The sequence below is a fragment of the Robinsoniella peoriensis genome (genome assembly GCF_000797495.1).
GTDB lineage: Bacteria > Bacillota > Clostridia > Lachnospirales > Lachnospiraceae > Robinsoniella > Robinsoniella peoriensis.
In genome coordinates this window covers 24,390-37,018 of the sequence record NZ_JTGN01000003.1, presented here as the reverse complement: position 1 = coordinate 37,018, position 12,629 = coordinate 24,390, and the positions used below count along the sequence as shown (strand labels likewise).

General features: G+C 42.5%; 9 protein-coding genes. 5 read left to right on the top strand and 4 right to left on the bottom strand.

Going from position 1 to position 12,629, the window contains the following annotated elements:
• Positions 1-52: 52 nt before the first annotated feature.
• The gene (locus QR40_RS06740; RefSeq protein ID WP_044294069.1) at positions 53-1,060 is read right to left on the bottom strand and encodes a substrate-binding domain-containing protein; all 1,008 of its coding nucleotides are present in this window, start codon (positions 1,058-1,060) and stop codon (positions 53-55) included.
• A gap of 327 nt (positions 1,061-1,387) precedes the next feature.
• Here QR40_RS06740 and QR40_RS06735 point away from each other — a divergent pair, with 327 nt between their 5' ends.
• A complete protein-coding gene (locus QR40_RS06735) occupies positions 1,388-3,769 on the top strand; it encodes an HAD-IC family P-type ATPase (RefSeq protein WP_044294068.1) in 2,382 nt (793 codons plus the stop codon).
• Between the two features lie 145 nt (positions 3,770-3,914).
• On the opposite strand, the gene QR40_RS06730 is transcribed toward QR40_RS06735, so the two are convergent.
• On the bottom strand, positions 3,915-4,799 hold the full coding sequence (locus QR40_RS06730; protein WP_044294067.1) for a helix-turn-helix domain-containing protein: 885 nt from the start codon (positions 4,797-4,799) through the stop codon (positions 3,915-3,917).
• A gap of 217 nt (positions 4,800-5,016) precedes the next feature.
• On the opposite strand from QR40_RS06730, the gene uxuA reads away from it, so the two are divergent.
• From uxuA to QR40_RS32465, 4 genes are all read left to right on the top strand, one after another.
• Positions 5,017-6,084: a mannonate dehydratase gene (uxuA, locus tag QR40_RS06725; RefSeq protein ID WP_044294394.1), complete on the top strand. Its 1,068-nt coding sequence runs from the start codon at positions 5,017-5,019 to the stop codon at positions 6,082-6,084.
• 41 nt (positions 6,085-6,125) lie between these two features.
• Positions 6,126-7,745, top strand: a complete 1,620-nt coding sequence (locus tag QR40_RS06720; RefSeq protein ID WP_044294392.1) for a mannitol dehydrogenase family protein — start codon at positions 6,126-6,128, stop codon at positions 7,743-7,745.
• 111 nt (positions 7,746-7,856) lie between these two features.
• Positions 7,857-9,263 (top strand): glucuronate isomerase, encoded by a 1,407-nt coding sequence (gene uxaC / locus QR40_RS06715; RefSeq protein ID WP_044294066.1) that lies wholly within the window; start codon positions 7,857-7,859, stop codon positions 9,261-9,263.
• 80 nt (positions 9,264-9,343) lie between these two features.
• Positions 9,344-9,466, top strand: a complete 123-nt coding sequence (locus QR40_RS32465; protein ID WP_276325420.1) for a hypothetical protein — start codon at positions 9,344-9,346, stop codon at positions 9,464-9,466.
• Positions 9,467-10,271: 805 nt separating this feature from the next.
• Here QR40_RS32465 and nspC read toward each other — a convergent pair.
• Together nspC and QR40_RS06700 are read right to left on the bottom strand one after the other, a co-directional pair.
• Positions 10,272-11,399 (bottom strand): carboxynorspermidine decarboxylase, encoded by a 1,128-nt coding sequence (gene nspC / locus QR40_RS06705; RefSeq protein WP_044294062.1) that lies wholly within the window; start codon positions 11,397-11,399, stop codon positions 10,272-10,274.
• A 15-nt stretch (positions 11,400-11,414) separates the two neighbouring features.
• Positions 11,415-12,617, bottom strand: a complete 1,203-nt coding sequence (locus tag QR40_RS06700; RefSeq protein WP_027293335.1) for a saccharopine dehydrogenase family protein — start codon at positions 12,615-12,617, stop codon at positions 11,415-11,417.
• Positions 12,618-12,629 lie beyond the last annotated feature (12 nt).

The window sequence follows — 12,629 nt, the reverse complement described above, 5'->3', positions numbered from 1 at the left end:
GAAACCGTCTGGTAATGAACCGGATGGTTTCTGTTATGCAGCTTTATTTTTATTATTTATTTACCATTTCTCCATCTTTACCAATCAGATAACCACCTGTATAAATTACCTTATTGTCCGGTTCATCATATGCCGGTATTTCTTTATTTAACAATTGAAGCGCTGTTTCTAAACCAAGTCTGCCCATTTTTTCTGAATCCTGCAGCATGGTTCCGGACATCTCGCCTTCTACAATGGCATTAACCGCCTGCTGGCTTCCGTCAAAGCCAAAAACAAGTACATCCTCTTTACCGGCTTCCTTTAGAGCGCGGGAAGCACCCAGCGCCATTGGGTCATTTTCGGCAAAAAGAACGGTAATATCCGGATGATATAAAATCATTTTCTTTGTTTTTGTATATGCAATATTTTCATCGGAATTCGCGTACTCTACTGCCGAGATCTCATATCCGGCATCCGTCACCTTTGAAATAAAGGCATCCCCGCGGCGATTGGCATAAACGGCAGAGGATTCACATTTCAACACAGCCATTTCTTTTTTATGGGATGGGGCATCTTTTAATAAACTTAAGGCATACTCTGCCACGGCTTCCCCTCCGGCAGTACAGTCAGATACAATAAGGGCATCTTTGTCTGAACCGCCATCCCCAATATCTACAATGACAATCGGTATGTCTTTCTCGTGTGCCAGGTCTACAATTTCTTCCATATACCCCGGATAACAGGGAGACACTACCAAAGCATCGATGTCTTGTGCGATCAGACTCTTACAGCCCCGCAGCATTTCGTCCGGATCGTTGTTCTGGTTATGGGTAAGCAGTGTGATGCCGAGATTACCGGCATCTTCTTTTAAACTTTTATCCATACGTTTGAAAAAATCATTTTCCAGTGTATAGACAGACCACCCCACGTTAATACCATTTGGGCTTGCAGGTGTGATTTCCTGTATTACGGATTTGGTGACACCCGCTGTTCCAGGATCGGAACAGCCTGGAACAAGTAGAAATAGGGCGCTTGCGGATAAGAAGGTGAAGAATTTTCTGTGATTTTTTTTATGTCTCATATTTAAACACTCCTTTATAGTGGTTATAATTGCGCACATCAGCTTTTATGATATAATAATAATCAGAATTTGTATAGTATGACAGATAAAAAACTATCTAAATATGTGATTTTCTGAGGTTTACGGCTATGATTGATCGTCCTGTTTTGATATATTTTATATTTTCTTCCTATTATTAAAGAAATAATAATATTACCATTTATTGACTTTGCAATTTCTCCAGAGTATAATTAAGTAAAAGTTTTATTCCGTGTGCGAAAGTGCAGCGGCGCTTGGTACAGGAATGACATATACTATACCAGAGACGATGGATAAAGGGATGGGTAGATGACGAACAACTATACGGGACTGAACGATGATGAGGTACAAAAACGTATTAACCTGGGTGAGGTCAATACGGTAGATACGAATATTTCCAAATCGAAAAAGGAAATTGTGAAAACCCATACGCTGACATATTTTAACTTTTTAAACTTGTTTTTAGGCGTATTGGTGCTGATATCGGGGCAATTTAAGAATATTACTTTTATGGGAGTTATTATCATTAACTCGGTTATTGGTATTGCCCAGGAATTTAAAGTAAAGAAATTGATTGATAAACTGTCGGTAATAACGGCATCCAAAGCAAAGGTAATCCGTAGTGGTGCTAAAATTATTATCCCGGTAAATGAGGTTGTTATTGATGATATTCTGGTTGTGGAAAATGGAGACCAGGTATGTTCAGATAGTATTGTACTGGAATCCGACGGTATTGAAGTAAATGAGTCTATGCTTACCGGAGAATCCAAGCCGGTGAAGAAGAAACCCGGAGATGTTCTGATGTCAGGCAGCTATCTGGTTGCAGGCAGCGGGATCGGGCGTGTAGAACACGTTGGGGAAGAAAATTATGCAACAGAACTTGCCAAAAAGGCCAAGAGCAAGAAACGTGCAACGTCGGAAATGCAGCGTACTATCAAACGGATTATTAAAGTTCTGGGTATTTTGATTATTCCGGTTGGAATATTATTATTCTGGTCCCAGAAGAGCATTCATGACATTAGTTTTTCCAACGCACTGGTCAGTACCGTTGCCGGTATTATTGGAATGATTCCGGAAGGTCTGGTATTGCTCACCAGTGTTTCTTTCATCCTGGGGGTAGGGCGTCTGGCGAAGCAGCGTGCGCTGGTACAGGAAATGGAAGCTATTGAAGCACTTGCCAGGGTAAATGTACTCTGTCTGGATAAAACAGGTACCATTACAACCGGTAATCTGGAGGTTGTGGAAGTAGTGCCACTGGGTGATACGCAGGAAATCCGTGTTGAGAATATTATGAATGAGATAGCATTCGCCTTTGACGATGTGAATGCTACCCAGAATGCATTGATGCAGCGTTTTAAGAAATCAAATCTCTGGAAAGTGGAAGAGAAGATCCCTTTTTCTTCAGAACGTAAATACAGAGCGATCAGGTTTGAGCAGGAAGGTGCATTTGTACTTGGAGCACCTGAGTTTTTAATCCGGGATGACGAAGAATTAAAAGTCCGGGTGGATGGTTATTCTAATCAGGGATACCGTGTTCTGCTCCTTGCAGGCTGTGAAAAAATATCGTCGGAAGATGGAACGGTGGAAGGAGTAACCCCGGTGGGGCTTGTGGTTATTACTGATCAGATCCGTTCTACGGCAAAGGATACTTTCGCATATTTTAAAGAGCAGCAGGTAGAGATTAAGGTTATCTCAGGCGATAATCCGATAACAGTTTCCAATATTGCCGTGAAAGCCGGACTGGAGGGCGGAGAGCATTATGTGGATGCATCCACGCTTCCGGAGGACTTTGAAGAACTTCGTGAGGAAGTTGCAAAGTTTTCTGTATTTGGCAGGGTTCGCCCGGAACAGAAACAAAGTATTGTAAAAGCCTATCAGGCAAACCAGAAGGTTGTGGGAATGGTAGGAGATGGTGTCAATGATGTTCTGGCTTTGAAAGATGCAGACTGTGGTATTGCCATGGCGGCAGGAAGTGATGCGGCAAAACAGGTTGCCCATATCGTGCTGCTGGATTCGGATTTTGCATCGATGAAGAATATTGTACGGGAAGGCCGTATGATTATTACCAACATTGAAAAGGTAAGTGCGCTGTATCTGACTAAGACTATATATTCTGTCATTTTATGCGTCATATTTATATTTTTACAGCGTTCTTATCCGTTTATTCCGATTCAGCTCTCCTGGATCAGCAGTACGGCAATCGGAATTCCCAGTTTTATCTTAACGCTGGAGCAGACAGAAGGTGTAACTACCACCGGTTTCTTAAAGCATGTACTTCGGGTGTCACTGCCAGCTGCATTGACGATGGTTCTTACTATGAGTACGATTCAGGCATTAAGTCCATTCTGGGGTATGAATGAAACCATGACCTCCACATTTAATCTGCTGGTTGGCGGTATGGTGAGTATGCTTGTGGTATTTAGAGTATGTAAGCCAATGAATATGCTCAGAAGAGTCCTGAGTATTGGAGTAGTTGCTATTTTTTGTGCAGGAATTCTGATTGCACCGGGGCTGTTGGGAATATATGATATCTTCCGCTGGGAAGTGATCTTTGTAATACCGATGATCTGTATGGCGCTGGTACTGGAACGTGGATTTGCAAGATTTGTTAATTTCTGCTATGTACTTAAAGATAGGATAGCTAAAAAAATAGATGATAAGTTAAGAAAGCATTATACGGGTATCAGTTGATTTCCCATATATATAGAATTATAAACAGTGGATACGGCTGCAGAATCAGCCAGATTTGGACTTTGTTTTAAGTCCTGCTGGGAGCGATTTTGCAGCCGTATTTTGGTGTAAAGGTGTAAAGAGTTATGCGCAGCGGTATGCATGATTATTGATGAAGGTCATCGGAAAGCTGATACATTTCTTTATAATCTTTTGGTGAGATCCCGTATTCTTTTTTAAATGCCCGATAAAAACTGGAATAATCTTTGAATCCATACTGCTCAAAAACCCTGCTGATGGGGGTACTGCCAAGGATGGCGTCTTTACAGGCATGCAGCCGTTTTTTTGTAATATACTGATGGATGGATATGCCAATATTGTCTTTAAACGTATGGGAAATATAAAATTTGCTTACATAAAATTTTTGTGCCAGATGTTCCAGTGACAGGTCTGCCTCCAGGTGATCAGATACATAATTACATATATTCAGATAAAGGGATTTTTCGGCCGGATTGGTTTTCTTGTGGTTCTGTTCATAGACCAGTCTGTTCAGGTAGAGAATCAGGGTATTTATCTGAAGGGAAATTTCAGATTCTTTTCCAAAACGGTCATTTCTCGTTTCTTCTATAAGCCGGAAAATCATGGATTGAATCGCATTAAAGGTGATTACTTCCGTATGGAAGACATAGCGTTTAGCCGTAACGGTATACTGCATCAGATAGATATAATCGGTAGAGGCATTGGTGAGCCGGCTGCAGTAATCTTTGCTGATCCAGAGCACGAACCGCCTATAGGGCTTATCCTGATCCAGAAAACAGGGATGGTGTTTTGTGCCGGGAGGTATCAATAAAAAGTCACCGGGCTTGACAGGATGAGGTGTTCCGTTTATGGAAATGCTCACATTTCCTTCCAGAAAAAAATAAAATTCATAGTAATCATGGCTGTGTGATTCCACAGGGGATAGTCCCAGATCACTGTAATAATAGATTTCGAAATCCTTGGAACGCATATACTGGCGTGTGCTGAAAGCTGTCTGCAGGTTTTTTTTCATAAGAATCCTTCTTTCTTGGAGTATGTCCGAAAAATCCATACTATATAGTTCGCGTATTGGTGTGAACTTTACTATAATACATTATAGCAAGTTTTGCAATGTATACAACAACTATACCAATTGGAATTTTTAAAAATAAAAGTATAATTAGAATTAACAAAAAGAGAGTAACTTGTTGGGAGAGTATGTTAAATAAGAAAGGTAAATGGTGGATTTTATGGAAATGACATTGAGATGGTATGGGAGTAAGCATGATTCAGTAACTTTGGAGCAGATCAGGCAGATTCCGGGGGTGACAGGAGTTATCACTACCTTGTATGATTCTGTTCCAGGAGAAGCCTGGAGCGTACAGGATATCCAGGCAATGAAGGACGAAGTAGAGGCAGCAGGGCTTCATGTGTCCGGTATTGAAAGTGTAAATATTCATGATGCAATCAAGATTGGAACTCCTGACAGAGATCAATATATCGATCATTATATTACCACACTTGAACGATTGGGGCAGGCAGATATTCATCTGGTCTGCTATAACTTTATGCCGGTATTTGACTGGACCAGAACAGAGCTTGCAAGAAAGAGACCGGATGGTTCTACTGTTCTGGCTTATAATCAGGAGACAGTGGATAAATTGAATCCCGAAGATATGTTTGCGTCCATAGATTCTGATTCCAATGGATTCGTCCTTCCAGGCTGGGAGCCGGAGAGAATGTCAAAAATCAAAGAATTATTTGATCTTTATAAAGAAGTAGATGCAGAAAAACTGTTTGAGAATCTGAAATATTTTTTAGAAAGAATTATGCCGGTTTGTGATAAATATGACATTAATATGGCAATTCACCCGGATGATCCGGCATGGAGCGTATTTGGACTTCCAAGAATCATTATCAATAAAGAAAATATTTTAAGAATGATGAAAATGGTGGATAATTCTCATAATGGTGTGACTTTCTGTTCGGGGTCTTATGGTACAAATCTGGAAAATGACTTGCCGGATATGATTCGCTCCCTAAAAGGCCGGATCCATTTTGCACATGTCAGAAATCTGAAATTTAATTCCCCAACGGATTTCGAGGAAGCGGCACATCTTTCCAGTGATGGCACTTTTGATATGTACGAAATTATGAAGGCCTTGTATGAGATCGGATTTGAGGGACCGGTCAGACCGGATCATGGCCGTATGATCTGGGGTGAGGTTGCAATGCCGGGTTACGGATTATATGACAGGGCATTAGGCGCCGCCTATTTAAACGGATTATGGGAAGCAATTGTAAAAAGTCAAAAATGAACAATCAAAAACAAATTATTATATAGAAGAGAGGAATCATGATGCAGTTAAATAAAGATGGTTTACAGGATAGGGCAGCATGGGAAAAAGCGGGATATAAACTGCCGGAATTTGACCGGGAAACGGTGAGAAATAAAACGATGGAAAACCCTTTTTGGATACACTTTGGGGCAGGTAATATCTTTCGGGCATTTCAGGCGAATGTGGTGCAGAATCTTTTGAATGAAGGCGTTTTGGACAGAGGACTGGTTGTTGCGGAAGGTTATGACTATGAAATTGTGGAGAAGATGAATGTACCCCATGATGACTACAGTATTCTGGTTACCTTAAAGGCAGATGGAACCGTGGAGAAAACAGTCGTTGGAAGCGTAGTGGAATCCCTTATTGCAGACAGTGAAAATGACAGGGATTTCAATAGGTTAAAAGAGATCTTTCAGAAAGATTCTCTGGAAATGGTCAGCTTTACCATTACAGAAAAAGGTTATAGTCTGGTAAATGGAAAAGGAGAGCAGTTACCGTCCGTAAGTGTGGATATGGAGCGTGGTCCAAAGAAACCGGAAAGTTATATTGGAAAAGTTGCTGCACTTTTGTATGAAAGATATTTGTCTAAAGAAAAGCCGGTAGCCATGGTAAGTATGGATAACTGTTCCCACAATGGGAGCAAATTATATGACGCAGTTGCAGCTTTCGCCAGAGCTTGGGAAGAAAACGGCACTGTAAAAAAAGGGTTTCTGGATTATGTAACAAATAAAGAAAAAGTATCTTTTCCATGGACGATGATTGATAAAATTACGCCAAGACCGGATCCCTCTGTGAAGGAAATTCTCAAAAAAGATGGTGTAGAACAGCAAGACCCGATCGTAACTTCTAAAAATACTTATGTGGCTCCCTTTGTCAATGCGGAAGAGTGCGAATATCTGGTGATAGAAGATGCGTTTCCAAATGGAAGGCCAGATCTGCAAAAAGGTGGTATTATCTTTACTTCCAGAGAGACGGTTGATAAAGTAGAAAAAATGAAAGTGTGCACCTGTTTAAATCCACTGCATACTTCCCTTGCGGTATTTGGCTGCCTCTTAGGATACGATTTAATTTCCAAAGAAATGAAAGATCCCGCTTTAAAAAAACTGGTGGAAATCATCGGATACCAGGAAGGGCTTCCTGTAGTGGTAAATCCAGGGATTCTGGATCCGAAAAAGTTTATTGATGAAGTCCTGAATGTAAGAATACCAAATCCGTTTATGCCGGATGCCCCTCAGAGAATTGCTACGGATACTTCCCAGAAGCTGGCAATCCGCTTTGGAGAAACCGTGAAAGCATATCGAAAGTCCGATCAGTTAAATGTGGAGGATCTGAAAATGATACCATTGGTATTCGCCGGCTGGATACGTTACCTCTGTGGTGTCGATGATAACGGAAATGTATTTACGCTGAGTCCGGATCCTCTGCTTGATACTTTACTTCCTCAGATAAAGAATCTGAAGCTGGGGGAAGAGACAGACATTCATTCGATATTAGAACCGATTCTGTCCAATGAGAAGATCTTTGGCGTAAATATTTATGATGCGGGAATGGGGGAACTTGTAGAAGATTACGTAAAAAAAATGACAGCAGGACCGGGAGCTGTCAGAACCTTATTGAATAATTTAACCAGTGGCTGTTAGAGTATGCCTGTAGAATCATTGCACCTGTCTGGCTGCATCCCACAAGGCGGTAACAACCAGCCAGGTAGAAATATTTTTAAGAACGATCTATGGAATGGCAGGGAGGATTAAATGAAAGAATTTTTAGACGAAGATTTTCTATTAAAAAGTGATACGGCAAAAACGCTGTATCATAGTTATGCAAAAGAAATGCCAATTTTTGATTTTCATAATCATCTGAGTGCCCAGGAAATTTATGAAGACCGGTGTTATGAAAACATAGCCAAGGTATGGCTTGGAGGGGATCATTACAAATGGAGAGCTATGCGTGCATTTGGTATTCCGGAAGAGCACATTACCGGAATCAAAGGAAATGACTACGAGAAGTTTAAAGCCTGGGCGGAAACAATTCAGGCGGCTATTGGAAATCCGCTTTATCACTGGACGCATCTGGAATTACAGCGGTATTTTGATATTCATGAGCCTTTAATGCCTGAAAATGCAAAAGAGGTCTGGGATAAATGCAATGAGTTGCTGGGAATGAAAGAATACTCGGTCCGAAACCTGCTTCGTATGCAGAATGTAAGAGCATTATGTACGACAAATGACCCATTGGAAGACCTGGAATACCACAAAAAGCTGAGAGACGAGCATTTTCAAATACAGGTTATGCCCACCTTTCGTCCGGACAGAGCGATTGCTTTGGAGAAAGATGATTTCGTACTGTATGTAAAAGAACTTGGGGAAAAAGTTGGATATGAACTGACATCCATAGATCTTTTGCTGGACGCATTAAAGGAACGATTGGACTTTTTTGGGCAGATGGGTTGTCTGGTAAGTGATCACAGCCTGGAGTGCAATATATACCGGTATTCTGAAGGAGACGAGGCAGATTTTATTTATCAGAAAAAACTGGTTGGTAAAGAAATCAGTGATACGGAATATGCAAAATACCGTGGTTTTCTGCTAAGTGCTCTTGGCCGTGAATATCACAGGCGCCAAATGGTTATGCAGCTGCATATCGGTGCTCTCCGCAATAATTCATCCAGAATGTTTGAAATTACAGGTGCAGACAGCGGATTTGACGGAATGAATGATTTTCACTATGCTCCTGATATCAGCGCATTGCTGAATAGTATGGATAAAACAGACGAACTGCCTAAGACTGTGTTGTATTGCCTGAATCCCAACGATATGGAGATGCTGGCAGTTATGGCGGGAAATTTCCAGGGCGGACAGATGAAAGGAAAGGTACAGCTGGGTGCGGCATGGTGGTTTAACGACCATAAAACAGGTATGGAAAAGCATCTGGAGGATCTTGCAAATGTTGGAATTCTGCCCACATTTATCGGAATGCTGACCGACTCCAGAAGCTTCTTATCCTTCCCGCGACACGAATATTTCCGAAGAATTCTATGCGGGAAACTGGGCACCTGGGTGGAAGATGGTGAATACCCATCCGACATGGCGTACCTTGGAAAAGTTGTGCAGGATATCTGTTATGGGAATGCAGCTGCTTATTTTGGAATTTTAGATTAATCCCGATCGCTTTAGTACTACAGCAAACAATTTCTTGTATTTGGGTTTAGCTGAGTAATGACGCTTTGTAGATGTAGGTAGTGTACGGAAAGATGGGTGTGGAAAACTGGCATGGGCTCCGTCAGCTGGCCGCAGAACTGGTATTTTCTAACCTTTCCGGAGCGCTTTTTGGCGGCACGCGGGCATTCACCGAGAAATCCTGATGCATTTCTCGGTTCAGTACCCGCTTAGTATCCGATGGGAGCCAGTCGAATACTATCCGCCAAAAAACACTCCGAAAAGGTAAGTAAATACTCAGCTCTGCTCTACGCTTCCTCCGCCCATACCAGTTTCCCACACCCATCTTTCCGAGATAGCATTCGTTGATACAAAGCTGGTTTTCTCAGCAGGTTGTAACCCCTGGGTTGTGGCAGGCTGTTCTTTATTGGATACTGCGCAGTATGTTTCGGCTGTTTGCGTAAAAGAAGAAGAAAGTTTGCTCCTTTTTCTGGTTACAGAATGAAAAACAAATTCCGTTCTCAAGATCAGTTGCTTTACGCCAATAGCGTACAGCATGCCACAACCCCGGGGTCCCACCACGCTGAGAAAACCAGCTTTGTATCAGTAAACTGCATCCCGGAAAGAGAAGGGGTCGGACCAGGACATTGGTTTGGGAGGCGTATAGCAGAGCTGAGCATTTACTTACCTTCCCGGTGTGCTTTTTGGCGGATACAATTCGACTAGTACTGCATTGCAAAATGCAGTACTTCTCCCATCGGATTGTAAGCGGGCAGTGAGCTGCGAAATGCATCAGGATTTCGGAGCGAATGCCCGCGTGCCGCCAAAAAGGGCTCTGGGAAGGTTAGAAAATGCCAGTTCTGCGGTAAGCCTTCCAAATCAATGTCCTGGCTCGCCCCCTTCTCTTTCCGTACACTACCTATCATTTACAAAGCGTCATTACTCATCTAAACCCAAATATAATTCATTTAATAGAACACTATAAAACGTTCGCTCTAGTCTAAGCAGAGGTCAGGATAATCGGTTTTTAAAATCTTCATAACCAAATTCATGGATGATCCGGCAGTCTCCGTTTTCCTCCTGAAGTGCTATAGCAGGCAGAGCCATTCCATTGAAGGTATTGTTTTTGACCATGGAATAGATAGCCATATCTGCGAATACCAGGCGATCCCCCGGCTTTAGGGGAGCATCAAAGGAATAATCCCCAATGACATCCCCAGCCAGGCAGGTTGGACCAGCCAGACGGAAGGTACAGGGTTTCTTACCTGGTTCTTCCGAATGAAGCAGTGGAGGACGATAAGGCATTTCCAGTACGTCCGGCATATGGCAGGCTGCGGAGGTGTCTAAGATTGCAATCTGAATTTCATTCTGCAGGGTTTCCAAAACAGTAGTTACCAGAAAACCGGCATTTAAAGCCACTGCTTCTCCGGGTTCCAGATAGACCTGAACCTGATACGTTTCCTGAATGCGTTTGATACAGGATTCTAAAGCAGCAATGTCATAACCGGGTCTGGTAATGTGGTGCCCGCCTCCAAAATTCAACCACTTCATCTGAGAGAGCCAGGGACCAAATTTTTCTTCTACGGCTTTCACGGTATCCAGTAAAGCGTCTGAATCCTGTTCGCATAAAGTGTGGAAATGAAGTCCTTCCACTCCATCCAGGAGCTCAGGACGAAAATTAGCGGGCGTAATTCCAAGCCGGGAGCCGGGAGCACAGGGATCATAGATCTCGTGACCTTCCTGGGTAGAAAATTCCGGATTTATACGTAAACCGATACTGCAGCCTTTTTCTCGTGCCCTTGCCCCAAACCGTTCCAGCTGTGAAAAGGAATTAAACACGATATGGCCGCAAAGAGAAGCGATTTCATCAAATTCGTCTTCCCGGTAAGCCGGGGAGAAAATATGATTCTCTTTTCCCATCTCTTCGGCTCCCAGCTTTGCTTCATAGAGCCCGCTGGCGGTAGTACCGTTTAGGTATTCGCCGATCATAGGATAAACCGCATACATGGAAAATGCTTTTTGCGCCAGGAGAATCCGGCAGCCGGTATGACTGGTCACACTTTCCAGAATTTCCAGGTTACGGCGCAATTGCTTTTGATCCACCACATAGCAGGGCGTTGGTAAATGTTCGAACTTCATAAATCCTCCTGTATTCTAATCTACCAGTTCCGGGTTCTCTGAAATCTTCCATGGCAGTCCCCATTTATTCAGGGCATCCATGTATGGATCAGGGTCAAATTCTTCAATATTATAGACACCGGCTTTCTTCCAGGTTCCGGTCATCAGCATCATGGCGCCGATCATGGCAGGCACTCCGGTTGTATAAGCGACTGCCTGGGAACCTACTTCCTCATAACATTTTTCATGGTCACAGGTATTGTAAATGTAGATCTTCTTCTCCACACCGTCTTTTTTACCAATAAAAATATTTCCGATGTTCGTTTTTCCTTTTGTACGGGGACCAAGAGAAGAGGGATCAGGAAGAACCGCCTTTAAAAACTGCAGAGGGACAATTTCTTTTCCTTCATACATAATTGGTTCGATGGAAGTCATGCCAACATTCTCCAGACATTTTAAATGGGTCAGATAACTCTGTCCAAAGGTCATAAAGAAGCGGATTCTCTTGATTCCGGGCATATTCAGTGCCAGTGATTCAATTTCTTCATGATGAAGCAGGTACATATCTTTTTCCCCTATTTCCGGGAAATTGTAGACACGCTTGATTTCCATGGGTTTTGTCTCAATCCACTGGCCGTTTTCCCAATAGGAACCATTTGCGGAAACTTCGCGAATATTTATTTCCGGGTTGAAGTTGGTGGCAAAGGGATAGCCGTGGTCTCCGGCATTGCAGTCAAGAATATCGATGTAGTTAATTTCATCAAAATAGTGTTTCAGTGCATAAGCGGAGAAGACGCCGGTTACACCCGGATCAAAGCCGCTGCCCAGAAGGGCGGTGATACCTGCTTTTTCAAATTTCTCCCGGTATGCCCACTGCCATTTATATTCAAACTTGGCAGTATCTTCCGGTTCATAATTGGCGGTGTCAACATAGTTTGTCCTGGTAGCCAGGCAGGCATCCATAATAGTAAGATCCTGGTATGGCAATGCCAGATTCAGTACCACATCCGGCTGAACTTTTTCAATCAATGTAATCAGTTCTTCTACATTATTAGCATCTACACTTGCTGTTGTAATCTTTGTTTTTGTCTCAGCGGATAATTTTTCTTTCAGTGCATCGCATTTTGATATTGTACGGCTGGCAATGCAGATTTCTTCAAATACGCTGCTGTTTTGGCAGCATTTGTGGATGGCAACGCTTGCAACACCGCCGCATCCGATAATGAGTGCTTTTCCCATATTTGTAATCCT